Source organism: Kosakonia radicincitans DSM 16656, from assembly GCF_000280495.2.
GTDB classification, from domain to species: Bacteria; Pseudomonadota; Gammaproteobacteria; order Enterobacterales; family Enterobacteriaceae; genus Kosakonia; species Kosakonia radicincitans.
The window spans coordinates 5,417,079-5,433,173 of sequence record NZ_CP018016.1; the positions used below are offsets into that span (position 1 = coordinate 5,417,079).

Sequence of the window (16,095 nt, forward strand, 5' to 3'; positions counted from 1 at the left end):
TAACCTCAGAACATGGCACGCAACAGCGCGCGCAGGAAAGTACGAACTTCGGTCGCCAGGTCGCTCTCAGAAAGGCTTAAAAAGAGCAGCGCCAGCACGGTGACGACCACAATAATGATGATGCGATTTTTCATAGCGGGTTGCTTCCTGCAGTATCAGTTAACGATGCGTCGCTCTCTCCCCACGCGGGAAGGCGTTGCCACTCGCCGGGCGGCGCATCAAAAGGATGGGCGATTTCCGGCAGGCCGTTCCAATGCGGATGCAGTTTCTCACGCGCCAGCCGGATAACGCGGCGAAAGCTCTCATCGCCGCGGCGGATCAGGTTTTCACGCTCTTCACGGATCAGCGTAAAGGTCGCTTCAAGTTGTAATTGCAAACGGCTGTCGGCCTGCCGAACCTGTTCCACTGCTGGCGCGGACGGCAGTTGCGCTTCCACCTGCGCAATAAGTTTCTGTTTTTCCGCCTGCCAACGCGTGGCGCAGGCTTCCAGGGCTTCGGTTCGCCGCTTGTCATGCATACGCAGCAAATCCTGGAACACCAGCGGCAAGGTGGTCTGCCCGCGTTCCGTGATCGGGACAGGTTCCGCCGCCTGGATGGCGCGGGCGTACTCTTCCATTGCCGCCGGGCGATGCCCGCACAGCCAGAGGCAAAAACCGCACATCCGCCAGCCCTCCATCGCAAAGAGCGGATGCGGGATGGCCTGCGCCTCAATCGCTGCCTGACGATAGATTTTCGCCGCCTGAAGATAGTCTTTACTGGAGAACCAGGCGCCCGCCTCGCCAAAGGTGCTTTGCGTGCGCAACTGCCCTTTTACCGCCTGATCGGGCACCTCGCCGGAGATGCTTTGCGCCTGGCGGTAATGTTCCACCGCCTGCGCGTGATCGCGGCCTTTGAGCCAGCCGCCCGCGATCAGGTTATGCATCATCGCCTGCTGATCCGCCCAGCCGCGACGTTGCGCAATGGCCAGCGCCAGGCTGCCGCGCGCCGCTACCTGCGCGGCGCTGCCTTTTTCCAGCAGCAACATGGCATCGGCCAGATAACGGCGGAACAGCAAACGGTCGGCATCGGCGTCGGTCTGCAGCTGCGCGGTCTGGTGCATGACCTTCATGCCATCAATCCGATCCTCAATCAGCCGGACATGGCGCGAATTCGCGGTATACAGCGACTGCCAGATCGGCTGTTCAACGGTGTCGATCAATAACAGGCGCGGCGCGTCAGCGCCCTGTTCCAGCCAGAGATGGAGCCAGCGCAGCATCGCGCTCTCATCGCTGACAGCGGAAGGTTTCAGCACCAGCACCAGATAACGCAGATCGTCGGTAAACTGTTCGGCGAAGTTCTGCAACAGGCTGCGTAACTGCCCGGCGCTGTAGCAGGGTAACCAGGGTTCGGCATCCCAGAAAGCGGCATCGGGCGTCGCTTCATACTGCTCAACGAATTCGCGGCCCAGCGCCTCGCTGTAGCTGTATCCGGTTTCAAAAGGCGTGTTAAAGCTGAGGAATAGATCGGGCAATGAGCGCCCCTGCGGATGCTGTTGCAGCGCGAAAAAAGCATCCAGCAGCGATTCGCCATTTGCCGGAACACGCCAGATAAACAGTCGTGCGGCGGTATCTTCGCTGGCATCCAGCCAGCTTAATTCCAGCTCGCTCATCAACTTTTCACTGGGGTTTTTGCTGGCGTTCATGGCATCCCCATCAGGCGTTCAGCTCAATTTTCTTGCCATTGACCATCACCCCGGCGGCATTAATGGTGATGGTCGATCCGCCAGCGGTGATCTCCACGTTGCCGTTGCCAATCAGAATGCCGCTCTCACCTACGTTGATGCGGAAGGTGTCCGTCGCGCTGTCAGCCACACTGCCCTGGGTGAACCGGGTATCGCCGCCGGTAATGCTCAACGTGCGTCCGGCACCGATGCTGACGTCCTGTTTTTGCGTCACCGTGCGCGTCTCATTGCTGCTGACGGTGACAGTGCGGTTACCGGTCACTTCCAGCGTCTGGTTGCCGGTCACCTGCACAGTGCGGTTTTGCTGGACGCTAACCGTCTCATTGCCCTGCACGCTGCGGGTGCGATCCTGGATCACCGTCAGCGTCTGATTACCTTCAACAGTGCCGGTATTGTTGCTTTTCACCGTGGTGGTGTGGTTGCCGGTAATGGTTTCATCGCGGTTTTGTTCCACACTCAGGGTTTCGTTCCCCTTTACGCTCTCGGTACGGTTTTGCTGCACCGTGGTGGTTTCATTACCGTTGATGGTTTTGCTGCGATCCTGGCCCACGGTGATGGTTTCATTGCCATCGACGGTGCGCGTCCGGTTCTGCTTGATGTGGCTGGTTTCGTCTTTGCCGACGGTTTTGGTGCGGTTGCTGCCAACGTCATGGGTTTCGTCGTTTTCGACTTCCGTATCCATATTGCGTTCGGCATGCAGCCAGAGCTGCTCAGCGCCCGGTTTATCCTCAAAGCGCAGGGCGTTGGCATTATCCGGCGATCCATCTTTGGAACGGCTCATAAAACCCATCTGCGTGGCCGCCGCTGGCAGCGCCCACGGCGGCATGCTGGCTTCGTTGTAGACGCGGCCAATGATGATGGGTCTGTCCGGCTCGCCGTTAATAAAATCGACCACCACTTCATCACCAACGCGCGGGATCTGCACCCCGCCGTAACCCTGCCCGGCCCAGGCGCTGGAAACGCGTACCCAGCAGGAACTGTTCTCGTCGCCCTGGCTTTGCCGATCCCAGTGGAATTTCACTTTGACGCGGCCATATTTGTCCGTCCAGATCGACTCACCCGCAGGCCCCACGACTCTTGCCGTTTGCGGCCCGTAGGTGCGCGGCCAGTCGGTGACGGCGGCCGGGCGGAACGGCGTAGAGGCCGGAATGACAGTAAAGTCGATGCGCTGCTGCGTCTCGCCAACATCGCCGGAAGCATACTGATTTTCGGCAAAATCATAGCGAGCACCTACCACCAGCCACTGCGCGTTGTCGGCATCGTTAGGGGATCGGATAAGCGTAAAGGTATGCCCCGGCGCAATACCGGTCGCCGTCGCGCTGCCCTGCATTTGCTGCTGTTCCGCCTGCCAGGATTGCTGGCGAATACGTGCATAAGATTCGCCGTCGCCATGCTCGACAAAGCGGCCTGGCCAGTCATAGACATCGATTTTTCCGGGCGTTGGCGAAACGGGGTTTTGCAGGGTTTGCAACATCCAGGCATGGGGCTTGCGGAAGTCGTAATCGTCGGTGCTGTAGAGGCCAGGCGTAACGATATGCCGCGCCAGTAACTGGCTAACGCCCTCTTCATTCACCGCACCGCCGCCACTCTGCGCATGCCACGGGATCACTTCATAGCCGGGAAACGCCTCTGCTTGCGCGTAATCATCCATCAGTACCAGCGTGTGTCCCTCTTTGCCGTGGCGGAACAGGTAGCTGATGCCCTCAAGCTCCAGCAAACGGCTGATAAAATGAAAGCTGCTCTCGGCGTACTGCACGCAGTAATCCCACTGGCGATAGCTGCGCGTCAGTTTGTTTTCAATTTTTACCTGGTATTCGGAAAACAGAGTGCTGACGATGTCCGGTACGCGCTGCTGCTGGAAAATACGGAAATTGCGATCGCGCATCATCGGCCAGAAATCCGGCTCAAGGGTCGCCTGATACACCGCATAGCGCGTGCCATCCAGCTCTTCCGAGCGCGCAGAGATCGCCGTGACTTTACCGCTCAGATAGCGCGTCGTTCCCAACTGCGTTGGGATCATCACCGTCATCTCCTGGCCCAGCAGTTTTTGCCGATCGAGGGTGAAATCTTTGCTCAGCAGATCGACCTGAAAGCGAAAGGGCGTGGAGAGCTGTTCTTCCCCTTTAAACGTCCAGAATAAGAGCGAATCACTTCCGGAGGATGACAGAACGGTTATCCGGTTAACCATACATGTTCCTTTATTGCAGAGGCGAATATTCCGGGCGAAGAGGTGTTTCCACGCCTTCAGCGCAGGCAATTATTAAATAGAGTTTTGCGGTGCGGGTATTATTCCCTGCTAACCGATAATGATTTATTACGGGCGATATTAACTGGATATAGTTGAAACTTGCACCAATTGGTAGTTAAGAATCATCCCATTTTCATCAATTTATGATAACACGTTGAAAATTAAGACCAGGGTTTATTTACGCAATTTATTTAGGGTTATTGGGTTATGCGATTCAGCCAACATATTAATCGCGTATCATATATTTTGAGATGGCAATATTATTCTCAACACTAACAATTAAATAATTACGTAGGTTATTTTAGGAAAGTTTAATTATATGCCGGAAAATAAAGAGATGGCCCACCAGCGGGCCATTGTCGATTTCAGAAAAAGTGGTGACCGGCGGCCAGCGTAATAGCCGGTTGGCTGGCTTTAAACAACAGGGCCGGTTTGTCGCCGCCGAGCTGCGCGTGGCCGTCCTGTACCGCGATCCAGCTTCCTTCCGGTAAACCGATCACTTCCAGTTCCGGCGCCACCACCAGCAGTTCGCGAATGCGCTGCTCGCGCGTTTCGCCCTGATGCCCGGCGGGTAGCGCGTTGGTAAAGTGCGGGTTGATCTGCAACGGCAGCAGATTGAGCGCATCCAGACCGCCCGGATCGATAATCGGCATGTCGTTGGTGGTGCGGATCGTCGGACAGGCCAGATTCGCCCCGGCGCTCCAGCCAACATACAGCGCACCGTTGTTCACGGCCTGGCGGATCGGTTCGATCAACCCGCGCTCGCGGCAATTTTTCAGCAGGTTAAACGTGTTGCCGCCGCCAACCATCACAATCTCTGCGGCGGCAATCGCCGCAGGCGCGTCGTCCACGGTGTGAATGCCGGTGATCGACAGATCCAGCTCCGCCAGCGCCAGACGGACTTTATCCGTATAGGCATCAAAGCTTTGCGTCACGCCCGCGAAGGGAATAAACACCACCTTGCGACGCCCGCCAAGCTGCGCTTTCAGCAGCGGCAGCGCATATTCCAGATATTCGGTGCCGGGCAGCACCGAATTGCTCAGTAACAGCAAATCCATAACCCTCTCCTTTTACAGCAAATTGCGTAGCAGATCGGCTAACAGCTTATTCGATAATACAACGGGCAGCGGGACGTGGCGGGCGCAGATCGCCTGATGCCAGGCGGTGTAGCCCATGCAGTCGGTCAGAATCACTTCCGCCCCCTGCGCTTGCAGCGAGCGGGCGGCGGCGGCAATCTCGTCTTCGCTGGCGGTATAGGGCGAGGCAACGGCAAACACCGGCATTTGCGCAGCACCGCGCCACTTCTCCAGCTCGCTGGCGATCTGCGCTTCCAGCGGCACCAGGATCCCGGCGCGACGCGTTCCGACCAGTGCATTCAGCGTCGGCGGCAGGATCCGATCCGGCTCGATCAACCACGCTTTTTTACTGCTCAAACCGTGAAACTCGCCGGTACAAAGAATAGCGATGATCTCGCAGCCCTGCGCTTCCAGCCAGTCGATCTTCTGTTGCAGCGCTTCGCCGACCGCTGGTTTGCCCATCACTACCGCTCGCCCGTCCAGCAGGCGCGAAGTCAGCAATGCATCACCAGGTTTTGGCGCAAAACGCGCCGCGATGGCGGCATCATCCAGCCCATCCAGCACTCCGGCGTGCAGGTAACTTACCTGCGCGGGTAACGCCGCATCGAGGATTGGGGTGATGTCGCTGCGCGGTGCCTGGCCGATGGTCAGCGTACCGATTTTACGGATCGCCATTTCACTCTCCCGGCTGACGTTTTTGCAGATGCGCCAGCGAACCGTACAGATCGAGCAGGCGCTGGTATTCTGCTTTATCAAAGAACTGGCAGGTGCCGCGGGTGAACTCTTTCGCCACTTCTACGGCAAATTTACAGGCCAGCGCGATATCCGTTTCGTGGCTCGCCCCGGTGCCGCAGCCCGGCACGGTGCTTACCGCCGTAATCGCCACGCCAACCACGGGCGCGGCGGTAGCAATCGACGGTTGCAGAATGCTGTTCAGGTGGTAAACCCCATTACCGTACGGCGTGATGTCCTGGGTGGTGATAGGGAAAGTGACCGGCAGTTGCCCGGTGGTCATTTCCATGACGCGCAGCAGATCTTCCGCCACGCGCAGGATGTAACCCGCTTTGACCGTCGGCGAAATGGCAAAGCCTTTATGGTTGATGATGCGGTTGCCTTTGGTGGTATCAATCGACAGCACCGCATCCATTTCGTCGGAGACTTCCTGCTCGTTCATGTCTTCGGTTTCGACCGGCGAATCCATAAAATCAACCGGTTCGTGTGGGCGTGTTGGCGCATCCGGGCAGATATGGGTGGTGACAATCACATCGCCTGGCAGGCTATCGCCCTGGCGCTGCATCTCCGCCAGTTTGAGCGCGCTGGCAATCGCCGCCACGGCACCGTCGGCGTCGGAGACCAGCCCAATTCGCCCCGGACGCGCACCAATACCGCCCAGACGTCCGACAATCCCCAGCGTCGGCGCGCTGCCGCCGCGACGTTTTCCTTCCGTACCTGGAATAACGATTTTAACGAAGTCGGTGCTGCCTTTCGGGCCACTGACCGCTTTCACGCTCACCTCGATGTTGCTGTAACCCGCCAGCAGAGTTTTCACCTTATCGCCGCTGGCATACGCGCTGTCGAGTAACTCAAAGACCTGTAACGTTTGTTGTAAGCTCATTATATTTTCTCTGGAATTGCGTGATTACTTTTTGCCGCCCGGCAGGACGGAATTAAAGAAGCTGAACAGGGCGTCTCCGGCGATCAAACCCGCCGCCAGCACCTCGATTTTGTTACGCATCGGCTCGCCGCCAATGCGTAGCACCACCGCGCGGATGACAATACCGATCATTACCGCCCAACCTGCCAGCGGGTTATTGATCAGCAACCCTGTAGCCAGCAGCACGCCCATCTGACGGCCGGGGCCGCCGATCAACTGGATGATGGCGCCAGGAATGGCCCAAATGAGCAGCGATTTGGCGATATCAAACGACACCCCGGCGTTAATGGCGGCGACATACACTTTTGCCACCGGCGGCACCAGCCCCTGCGAGAAGTAGTCGCGGAAAATAAACAGCACCACCGGCATGGCGACGACAAAGGCCAGCATGGCGGCCAGCAGTTGCTGACGGCGGCCCTCCAGCTCAAAGCGGGTGTGTTCGCCTTTACCGCGCAGGATCCATCCGGCCTTAAGGTCGTAGCCCATATCGGCAAACGCCGGGCCGGTGGCGGCAGAGAAACCACACAGCATCGCCAGCGCTTGTGGCGGGAAGCCAATCAAAATACCGATAAGCAAAGTGATCAGCGCCACGGCAAAGGCCGGGAACCAGCCGGAGTGCATGGCGGCAAGGCCCACGATCATTTCATGCAGAAAGGCAGCGAAAGCGGCGTAGACCATAAACGCCACCAGCCACGGCAGGGAGAGATGGGCATACAGACCACTGCCGAGCGCAATCAGTACTGAAATCGCCATAAAGCCGAGCGCGCCTAAGCGGATGGTTTTGCCAATCTGCGCATTTTGCGCCTGCGGCAGCGCGTCGTCGGCGGTATGCGGCGCTGCTTTCTGGCTGTTGCTCTGGCGGATCAGGCGGATAATCTGGAACAACGCCACCACGCCCGCCCCCGCCATCACGCCGTGCGGGATGTAGAGTTTGTTGATATCAATGCCGAATAGCGGCCCGGAATAACCGCGCAGCAGGAAACCAACGCCGAGCATGCTCAGCGCCCAGATATTGCCGATAAACGCCGTACCCAGCGCCGCCATCGGGAATTTGAACCACGAGCCGACAGCGCCGATCACCATGCCGGTGCCGAGCAGCGCCGCCTGTTTGCCGCCCTGATCGCCCGCTTTAATCGACTCTGCCGCCGCAATTCCCGGCGGCCAGGCGCCTTCGGCCGGGAAGATGCGCGTATTAAACAGGCGATAGAGCAGCCAGCCATCCAGCAACATCGCCAGCGCCACGCCGATAAACATCGGCATCACCATTTCGTTATGACCAAACAGCCACGGAATAGAAATGGGCAGCAGCAGCGAGTTCGCCGCGCCAAAGGTGGCCGCCGACGTCGCGCTTTGCGCCAGGTTTTGAATATGGATGGAGCGGAAACGGGCGAAGCACTGGAGTGGAATGCGGGCGATGATCATCGCCGCCATCGCGCCGATGATCGCTGTATTCGGCGTTACCCCCAGCGTGGTTAGCAGTTGCACGCCAATAACTGCGCCGAAGATGCTGAGCACCAGCAGCAACAGTAATGTGGCCGGGGCAAAAGCGCGTGGATGGCTCTCGCTCTGTTCCGGCAGCGTTTCGGATGAGACAGTCTGACTCACGGTTATTCTCCTGGTATTGGCAAAAAAGGAAAAATCAAAGCGAGCTGGTCACCAGCGTGTCACCGGTTTTTCCGGCGATGGTGAGGGCGGCTTCTTTCAGTAATGTCGCGATCCGTTGCAACTCTTCAGGGGTAGCAAGGTGTTGAGGGAAGGAGAGGCAGAACGCCACGGCTTCGTGAGTGGCCGGGTCGCCTACTGCGCAACTAACGGAAGCCGTGTCGGCAACCGATTCATTAACGGCCGTTGCGTAACCGGCATCGCGGGTACGGGCCACGGCAGCAACCAGCATGCTGACGTCTTGCTGTGTACCGCTAAGCTGCGATACCACCAGCGGGCTGGCAAAAAAATCATGGAGTTGTGTATCGGAAAGACGCGCCAGCAGCGCGCGGCCGGTCGAAGTTCCCCATGCCGGCGAGCGCGAACCCGGCCAGGTAACAACCGGCAGCGCCTGACGGCCGTGGATCACCCGCAGCACAAGGATTTCCTGGTTATCGAGCATCGAGATATAGCCAGTGTATCCCGTGCGTTCGCACAGGTTGCGCAGCGCCGCATCAACGTGATCGCTCAGGGTGATCTGGCGGCTGACGAGATGCGAAGCCGACATAATCAACGGACCAGGCAGAAAGGTGCCCTGGTTTTCGTCTTTTTCCAGATAGCCCCAGAACTCAAGCTGGCTCATCACGCGCGAAGCGGTACTTTTGGGCATGCCGAGGTGGGTAATCACATCACTGACGCGGATACCGCTTTGCAGATCCACCATCAATTTCAGAATGCTGGCCGTGGTTTCTAAAATGGACATAGTGCGGTCTCATAAAATGGGACTGAAGTTTCACTAAATGGAACTGCAAGAAGGGTGCCAGCGTGTAACAAACTGAATTTACAGAAAACGCATAAAATCGATCAGAATTCACGCACTAAAGTAACGATCAAAAAAGGTGCATGAATGGCGACATATCACGCAAATAGTGCAATAAAGCGGCAGGTGATGACGGCGGGCTTGTATCAAAAAAGAATGGCTTAGCTTTTTTTCGTATAACGTTATTCGTATATATTTGTTTTCGCACACGGCGCAAAGAATATAATTCGCACTAATCCAGCCCTCAAATAATTAAGCCGGGCTAATAAAATATTCCGCCAGCAATTTCTGGCAAAATGTTCCGTCCGGAAGGTGTGCAGTGCCAACATGGTTACCCTTAGCGATTGATTCTTTCTGGCCGATGCTTTCCGCAGGGCTAAAATTCACCATTCCCTTAACGCTGATCTCCTTTATTCTTGGGCTGTCGCTCGGTTTTGTGGTTGCGCTTTTGCGCCTGTACGGCCCGGCTTTTTTAAAGCCGGTGGTGCGGTTTTACGTCTGGCTGATTCGCGGTACGCCGTTGCTGGTGCAGCTATTTTTGATTTTCTACGCGTTGCCGAGCGCCGGGATCACCATTGATGCCTTCCCTGCGGCGGTGATTGGCTTTACCGTCAATATTGGCGCGTATACCTCCGAAGTGATCAGAGCAACGCTGCTGGCTGTGCCGAAAGGGCAATGGGAAGCCGCCCACTCCATCAGCATGACCTGGGCGCAGTCTCTGCGTCGTATTATTCTGCCGCAGGCTGCGCGCATCGCCGTGCCGCCGCTCTCTAACACCTTTATTTCTCTGGTAAAAGATACTTCGCTGGCGTCGGTGATCACCGTACCGGAGATGTTTCTTGCCGCGCAGCAAATTGCAGCGGTGACCTATGAACCGCTGATTCTGTACAGCGAAGCGGCGATTATTTATCTGTTCTTCAGTTCTGTGTTATCGCATTTGCAAGAGAAGCTGGAGCGGAAATTAGCGGGTACGACAGTAAAAGGCCAGGTCAATGATAACGCTCTCCAGCATTGAAAAAAGTTTCGACGGCAACCGGGTGCTGAAGGACATCAATTTAACGATTGAAGAAGGCACGGTAACCACGCTGATTGGTCCTTCAGGCAGCGGGAAAAGCACCTTATTGCGTTGCATTAATTTGCTGGAAATTCCTCAGTCCGGGGAGCTGACCATCGGCAAAGAGCGCATCACATTCGCGCCAGGTGCGCGGATCAAAGGCCAGGATATTCGTCGCATCAGCCGTCAGACCGGCATGGTGTTCCAGAACTTCGCACTGTTTCCGCACATGACCGCCCTCGACAACATCACCGAAGGGCTGGTTACGGTGCATAAATGGGATCGCGAACGCGCTCGCCGCCGTGGTGAAGAGCTGCTGGATAAAGTCGGCATGCTGCACAAACGCGATGCCCTGCCGAATACGCTCTCTGGCGGCCAGCAACAACGCGTGGCGATTGCCCGTGCGCTGGCGCCGTCACCGGCGGTTCTGCTGTGCGATGAACCCACTTCCGCACTCGATCCTGAGCTCTCCGGCGAAGTGGTGTCCGTACTGCGCCAGCTGGCGCTGGAAGGCACCACGATGATCATGGCGACCCATGATTTGCGTCTGGCGGCGAATATCGCCAGCCAGGTGGTGTTTCTGGAAGCCGGGGAAATTGTCGAGTCCGGCTCCGCTAACGATTTGTTTTTACATGCGAAGAAACCCCGTACCGCGGAGTTTATCGCCTCTTTAAGCACAGCGCTCCCGGAACTCGGGGCGAGTTAATTAAAACAACATAGGGTAATGCAGATGAAAGCACTCGCAACATTAGTCGTAGCCGGGATTATGCAGCTTGGTTTTGCCCACGCAGCGCTGGCGCAGGATGATTTGGCAAAGATTCAGTCCGCTGGTGTACTGAAAATCGGGACTGAAGGCACCTATCCGCCGTTCACTTTCCACAATGCTTCCGGCACGCTGGAAGGTTTTGACGTAGAAATTGGCCGTGAAATCGCCAAACGCCTGAAAGTGAACCCGCAGTTCGTTGAAGGTAAATGGGACGGCCTGATCGCCGGTATCGACGCGAACCGTTATGACGTGGTGATCAACCAGGTGGGTATTACGCCGGAACGCGAGAAGAAATTCGACTTCTCCGAGCCGTACATTGCGTCTAAAGCGGTACTGATCGTCAATGACAAAAATAGCAGCATTAAAAGTTTTGCCGATCTGAAAGGCAAAAAATCAGCCCATTCACTGACCAGTAACTACGCCCAGATCGCGCGTAAATACGGTGCGGAAATTGTCCCGACCGACGGCTTTAACCAGTCTATCGATCTGGTGGTGCAGGGCCGTGCCGATGCCACCATCAACGACAACCTGTCGTTCCTCGACTTCAAAAAACATAAACCGTCTGCGCCGGTGAAAATCATCGCCACAGAAGAGAATGCAGAGAAATCCGGCGTGCTGCTGCGCAAAAACAACCCGCAGTTGAAAGCGGCGATTGATAAAGCGCTGGAAGAGATCAAGGCCGACGGCACCTACGAACGTATTTCCCAGAAATACTTCGGTGCGGACGTGTCGAAGTAATTTTTTACCCCTGCTGTAAAAGAGAACCGTAAGCCCGGCTCGGGTTTACGGTTTTTTTATCATCACATGGCTGTAAAATGCGCCAGTTACGCTTTCTGCGAAACGTTTCTTCAACGCCGCCAGAGGCTTCCTGTTTATCGATGTCGGAGATTTATGATGCCGTACAAGCTCTATACAGCCGTGTTGCTTCTCGCTGCCGCAACGTTCTCTGCTACAGCCGCTTCAGCGCCTTCGATTGGCAATTTGATCAATGAACGTTTGTCCTGGATGAAAGATGTTGCCGGTTATAAAGCACAGCATCACCAGGCGATTGAAGATCTACAGCAAGAGGAGAAGGTGCTGGAGAGTACCCTTGCTGATGCTGATTCGCTGGGATTAAAAGGCGAGAGCGTAAGGCCATTTATTCAGGCGCAGATGGACGCCGCCAAGGCGATTCAGTACCGCTATCGCGCCGACTGGCTGGCCGCGCCGGAAACTGACTGGCAGCCTCGCCCGCTTCAGGACGTCCGGACGCAAATCGGCCAACTTAGCGCCCGTATTCTGCAAAGTGTGGCAGCACGATTAAAGTCCGGGCAACCCCTGACGGAACAGGACCGGAAGGCATTTATGCACGTATTGCAGCAGAAGAATTTACACGAGCAGGATAAGCAGAGGATCTGGGAAACAATGAAAAGGATTTCGTTGAAAGATTAAGTAAAAAGCCCTGCCGAAGCAGGGCTTTTCGTTCTGATTAACTTGCTTTGAAAAGCGAACTCAGAACGGGATATCGTCGTCGAAATCCATCGGCGGTTCGTTAGACGGTGCCGGAGCGGAAGACTGCTGCGGACGAGACTGCGCGCCGCCGCTGAACTGGTTGCCGCCCTGCGGCTGCTGAGGCTGACCCCAACCGCCCTGCTGCTGGCCACCGCCTGCCCCGCCTGCCGGTGCGCCGCCGCCCTGACGGCCGCCCAGCATCTGCATGGTGCCGCCCACGTTCACCACCACTTCCGTGGTGTATTTTTCCTGACCGGACTGATCGGTCCATTTGCGGGTACGCAGCTGGCCTTCGATATAAACCTGAGAGCCTTTACGCAGATACTCACCGGCCACTTCCGCCAGCTTGCCGAACAGCACAACGCGGTGCCATTCTGTCTGCTCTTTCATTTCGCCGGTCTGCTTGTCACGCCAGGATTCGGAAGTAGCCAGCGTAATGTTGGCAACTGCGCCACCACTCGGCATATAGCGTACTTCCGGGTCCTGGCCCAGATTACCGACGAGAATCACCTTGTTTACGCCTCTGCTGGCCATGTTCGAGTCTCCTGATACGTTAATACGTTTCTTAGTAGTGTAAACGCGCAAGTGTACCATTTCCATGTAGCAATTTGATAGCTGCGAAGCATGTTCCGGAGATATCGCACTCACGGCGCATTGTTGCACATCGAATCATGATTTGCATTCCAATACTGTATATTCAAACAGGTTAAATTGTGTCATAATTAGCCGTTTGTGATCGCCGGTTGTCCTTCAAACACACCGGGCAAAACGTGTTCCTCCGGGTAAAAGGTGAATGGATTGGATAAGATAGAAGTACGGGGCGCCCGCACCCATAATCTCAAAAACATCAACCTCGTCATCCCGCGCGACAAACTGATTGTCGTCACCGGGCTGTCGGGTTCTGGTAAGTCCTCACTGGCTTTCGACACGCTTTACGCCGAAGGACAGCGCCGCTACGTTGAATCGCTTTCCGCCTATGCCCGTCAGTTTTTATCGCTGATGGAAAAACCGGACGTTGACCATATTGAAGGTCTGTCGCCGGCGATCTCGATTGAGCAGAAATCAACCTCGCACAACCCGCGTTCCACCGTCGGGACAATTACCGAGATCCACGACTATTTGCGTCTGCTTTACGCCCGCGTTGGCGAGCCGCGCTGTCCGGATCACGATGTACCGCTGGCGGCGCAAACCGTCAGCCAGATGGTGGATAACGTGCTGTCGCAGCCGGAAGGCAAGCGCCTGATGCTGCTGGCACCGGTGATTAAAGAGCGTAAAGGCGAGCACACCAAAACGCTGGAGAATCTGGCAAGCCAGGGCTATATCCGCGCGCGTATCGACGGCGAAGTATGCGATCTTTCCGATCCACCGAAGCTGGAACTGCAAAAGAAACACACCATTGAAGTGGTGATTGACCGCTTTAAAGTACGCAGCGATCTGGCGCAGCGCCTGGCGGAATCGTTTGAAACCGCGCTGGAACTCTCCGGCGGCACCGCAGTGGTCGCCGACATGGACGATACCAACGCGGAAGAGCTCCTGTTCTCCGCCAACTTTGCCTGCCCGATTTGCGGCTACAGCATGCGCGAACTGGAACCACGCCTGTTCTCGTTTAATAACCCGGCGGGCGCATGCCCGACCTGCGACGGCCTCGGCGTACAGCAATATTTTGACCCGGACCGCGTGATCCAGAACCCGGAACTGTCGCTGGCTGGCGGCGCAATCCGCGGCTGGGATCGCCGTAACTTCTATTATTTCCAGATGCTGAAATCGCTGGCGGATCACTACAAATTCGATGTGGAAGCGCCGTGGGAAAGCCTGAGCGACAGCGTGCGAAAAGTGGTGCTGTTCGGTTCCGGTAAAGAGTCAATTGAATTCAAATATATGAACGATCGCGGCGACACCTCCGTGCGTCGTCATCCGTTCGAAGGCGTGCTGCATAATATGGAGCGCCGCTACAAAGAGACGGAATCCAGCGCGGTACGCGAAGAGCTGGCGAAATTCATCAGCAACCGCCCCTGCGCCTCCTGTGAAGGGACGCGTCTGCGCCGCGAAGCGCGTCATGTGTTCGTTGAAAATACGCCGTTGCCGACCATCTCCGACATGAGCATTGGCCATGCGATGGACTTCTTCAATAACCTGAAGCTTTCCGGTCAGCGGGCGAAAATTGCCGAAAAAGTGCTGAAAGAGATTGGCGACCGTCTGAAGTTTCTCGTTAACGTCGGCCTGAACTACCTGACGCTTTCCCGCTCGGCGGAAACCCTCTCCGGCGGCGAAGCGCAGCGTATTCGTCTGGCGAGCCAGATTGGTGCCGGTCTGGTGGGCGTTATGTACGTGCTGGATGAGCCGTCCATCGGTCTGCACCAGCGCGACAACGAGCGCCTGCTCGGTACGCTGATCCACCTGCGTAATCTGGGGAACACGGTGATTGTCGTCGAACACGACGAGGATGCCATCCGCGCGGCCGACCACGTGATTGATATCGGTCCTGGCGCGGGCGTGCACGGCGGGCAGGTCGTCGCGGAAGGGACGCTCAAGGATATTATGGCGGTGCCGGAATCACTGACCGGCCAGTATATGAGCGGCAAGCGTAAAATTGAGCTGCCGAAACAGCGCGTGAACGCCGATCCGGAAAAAATGCTCAAGCTGACCGGCGCACGCGGCAACAACCTGAAAAACGTCACCCTGACGCTGCCGGTGGGCCTGTTCACCTGTATCACCGGCGTTTCCGGTTCAGGGAAATCGACGCTGATCAACGATACGCTGTTCCCGATCGCCCAGCGCCAGCTCAACGGCGCCACTATCGCGGAACCCGCGCCGTACCGCGATATTCAGGGGCTGGAACATTTCGATAAGGTGATCGACATCGACCAGAGCCCGATTGGCCGTACGCCGCGCTCCAACCCGGCAACGTACACGGGCGTCTTTACGCCAGTGCGCGAGCTGTTCGCCGGGGTGCCGGAATCACGCTCGCGCGGTTACACGCCAGGACGCTTCAGCTTTAACGTGCGCGGCGGCCGCTGCGAAGCCTGTCAGGGCGACGGCGTTATCAAGGTGGAGATGCACTTCCTGCCGGATATTTATGTGCCGTGCGATCAGTGCAAAGGCAAACGCTATAACCGCGAAACGCTGGAGATCAAATATAAGGGCAAAACCATCCACGAAGTGCTGGATATGACCATCGAAGAAGCCCGTGAATTCTTTGATGCCGTTCCGGCGCTGGCCCGCAAGTTACAAACGCTGATGGATGTCGGGCTGACCTATATTCGTCTGGGACAGTCGGCCACCACGCTCTCCGGCGGCGAGGCGCAGCGCGTGAAGCTGGCGCGTGAGCTGTCGAAACGCGGCACCGGGCAAACGCTCTATATTCTTGATGAACCGACGACCGGCCTGCACTTTGCCGATATCCAGCAGTTGCTGGACGTGCTGCATCAGTTGCGCGATCAGGGTAATACCATCGTGGTGATTGAGCACAACCTGGACGTGATTAAAACGGCGGACTGGATTGTCGATCTCGGCCCGGAAGGCGGCAGCGGCGGCGGTGAAATCCTCGTTGCCGGTACGCCGGAAACCGTCGCCGAATGCGAAGCCTCGCACACGGCGCGATTCCTTAAACCGATGCTGAAATAGC

Annotated in this window: 14 protein-coding genes; 5 read left to right on the top strand and 9 right to left on the bottom strand. The window is 56.8% G+C overall.

What is annotated here, in order from left to right; genetic code table 11:
* Positions 1–5 precede the first annotated feature (5 nt).
* The 8 genes from Y71_RS30930 to Y71_RS26070 all read right to left on the bottom strand — a co-directional run bounded on the left by Y71_RS30930 (position 6) and on the right by Y71_RS26070 (position 9,102).
* Positions 6–134, bottom strand: a complete 129-nt coding sequence (locus tag Y71_RS30930; protein WP_007372454.1) for a hypothetical protein — start codon at positions 132–134, stop codon at positions 6–8.
* Positions 131–1,681 carry a hypothetical protein gene (locus tag Y71_RS26040; protein WP_007372453.1) on the bottom strand — a complete coding sequence of 517 codons (1,551 nt, stop codon included), beginning with the start codon at positions 1,679–1,681 and terminating at the stop codon, positions 131–133. The genes Y71_RS30930 and Y71_RS26040 overlap by 4 nt, the downstream gene beginning before the upstream one ends.
* A 10-nt stretch (positions 1,682–1,691) precedes the next feature.
* Positions 1,692–3,908: a type VI secretion system Vgr family protein gene (locus Y71_RS26045; protein WP_007372452.1), complete on the bottom strand. Its 2,217-nt coding sequence runs from the start codon at positions 3,906–3,908 to the stop codon at positions 1,692–1,694.
* Positions 3,909–4,333: 425 nt separating this feature from the next.
* Positions 4,334–5,026, bottom strand: coding sequence for a dipeptidase PepE (gene pepE / locus Y71_RS26050; protein ID WP_007372451.1), 693 nt, complete (start codon positions 5,024–5,026; stop codon positions 4,334–4,336).
* A gap of 12 nt (positions 5,027–5,038) precedes the next feature.
* Positions 5,039–5,719, bottom strand: coding sequence for an AroM family protein (locus Y71_RS26055; protein ID WP_007372450.1), 681 nt, complete (start codon positions 5,717–5,719; stop codon positions 5,039–5,041).
* Between the two features lies 1 nt (position 5,720).
* Positions 5,721–6,659, bottom strand: coding sequence for a DUF1177 domain-containing protein (locus Y71_RS26060; RefSeq protein ID WP_007372449.1), 939 nt, complete (start codon positions 6,657–6,659; stop codon positions 5,721–5,723).
* Between the two features lie 24 nt (positions 6,660–6,683).
* Positions 6,684–8,276 (bottom strand): OPT/YSL family transporter, encoded by a 1,593-nt coding sequence (locus Y71_RS26065; RefSeq protein WP_035943477.1) that lies wholly within the window; start codon positions 8,274–8,276, stop codon positions 6,684–6,686.
* Between the two features lie 61 nt (positions 8,277–8,337).
* The gene (locus Y71_RS26070) at positions 8,338–9,102 is read right to left on the bottom strand and encodes an IclR family transcriptional regulator (RefSeq protein WP_007372447.1); all 765 of its coding nucleotides are present in this window, start codon (positions 9,100–9,102) and stop codon (positions 8,338–8,340) included.
* A gap of 376 nt (positions 9,103–9,478) precedes the next feature.
* Between Y71_RS26070 and Y71_RS26075 the strand changes: the two genes are divergently transcribed.
* The 4 genes from Y71_RS26075 (at position 9,479) to Y71_RS26090 (ending at position 12,410) form a co-directional block, all read left to right on the top strand.
* The gene (locus Y71_RS26075; RefSeq protein WP_007372446.1) at positions 9,479–10,174 is read left to right on the top strand and encodes an amino acid ABC transporter permease; all 696 of its coding nucleotides are present in this window, start codon (positions 9,479–9,481) and stop codon (positions 10,172–10,174) included.
* Positions 10,152–10,919 (top strand): amino acid ABC transporter ATP-binding protein, encoded by a 768-nt coding sequence (locus tag Y71_RS26080; protein ID WP_007372445.1) that lies wholly within the window; start codon positions 10,152–10,154, stop codon positions 10,917–10,919. Before Y71_RS26075 ends, Y71_RS26080 begins: the two co-directional genes overlap by 23 nt.
* A gap of 24 nt (positions 10,920–10,943) precedes the next feature.
* A complete protein-coding gene (locus Y71_RS26085) occupies positions 10,944–11,717 on the top strand; it encodes an amino acid ABC transporter substrate-binding protein (RefSeq protein ID WP_007372444.1) in 774 nt (257 codons plus the stop codon).
* Positions 11,718–11,873: 156 nt separating this feature from the next.
* Positions 11,874–12,410 carry a chorismate mutase gene (locus Y71_RS26090; RefSeq protein ID WP_035943476.1) on the top strand — a complete coding sequence of 179 codons (537 nt, stop codon included), beginning with the start codon at positions 11,874–11,876 and terminating at the stop codon, positions 12,408–12,410.
* Positions 12,411–12,470: 60 nt separating this feature from the next.
* Here Y71_RS26090 and ssb1 read toward each other — a convergent pair whose 3' ends face one another.
* Entirely contained in the window at positions 12,471–13,004 is a 534-nt protein-coding gene (ssb1, locus tag Y71_RS26095; RefSeq protein ID WP_007372442.1) for a single-stranded DNA-binding protein SSB1, read from the bottom strand.
* A 264-nt stretch (positions 13,005–13,268) separates the two neighbouring features.
* On the opposite strand from ssb1, the gene uvrA reads away from it, so the two are divergent.
* On the top strand, positions 13,269–16,094 hold the full coding sequence (gene uvrA, locus Y71_RS26100; protein WP_007372441.1) for an excinuclease ABC subunit UvrA: 2,826 nt from the start codon (positions 13,269–13,271) through the stop codon (positions 16,092–16,094).
* Position 16,095: the final 1 nt, after the last annotated feature.

What these genes read in the sequence shown, in the direction of transcription:
- Y71_RS30930 (WP_007372454.1), bottom strand. Translation starts at nt 134, where the DNA reads ATGAAAAATCGCATCATCATTATTGTGGTCGTCACCGTGCTGGCGCTG.
- Y71_RS26040 (WP_007372453.1), bottom strand. Translation starts at nt 1,681, where the DNA reads ATGAACGCCAGCAAAAACCCCAGTGAAAAGTTGATGAGCGAGCTGGAA.
- Y71_RS26045 (WP_007372452.1), bottom strand. Translation starts at nt 3,908, where the DNA reads ATGGTTAACCGGATAACCGTTCTGTCATCCTCCGGAAGTGATTCGCTC.
- pepE (WP_007372451.1), bottom strand. Translation starts at nt 5,026, where the DNA reads ATGGATTTGCTGTTACTGAGCAATTCGGTGCTGCCCGGCACCGAATAT.
- Y71_RS26055 (WP_007372450.1), bottom strand. Translation starts at nt 5,719, where the DNA reads ATGGCGATCCGTAAAATCGGTACGCTGACCATCGGCCAGGCACCGCGC.
- Y71_RS26060 (WP_007372449.1), bottom strand. Translation starts at nt 6,659, where the DNA reads ATGAGCTTACAACAAACGTTACAGGTCTTTGAGTTACTCGACAGCGCG.
- Y71_RS26070 (WP_007372447.1), bottom strand. Translation starts at nt 9,102, where the DNA reads ATGTCCATTTTAGAAACCACGGCCAGCATTCTGAAATTGATGGTGGAT.
- Y71_RS26080 (WP_007372445.1), top strand. Translation starts at nt 10,152, where the DNA reads ATGATAACGCTCTCCAGCATTGAAAAAAGTTTCGACGGCAACCGGGTG.
- Y71_RS26085 (WP_007372444.1), top strand. Translation starts at nt 10,944, where the DNA reads ATGAAAGCACTCGCAACATTAGTCGTAGCCGGGATTATGCAGCTTGGT.
- Y71_RS26090 (WP_035943476.1), top strand. Translation starts at nt 11,874, where the DNA reads ATGCCGTACAAGCTCTATACAGCCGTGTTGCTTCTCGCTGCCGCAACG.
- ssb1 (WP_007372442.1), bottom strand. Translation starts at nt 13,004, where the DNA reads ATGGCCAGCAGAGGCGTAAACAAGGTGATTCTCGTCGGTAATCTGGGC.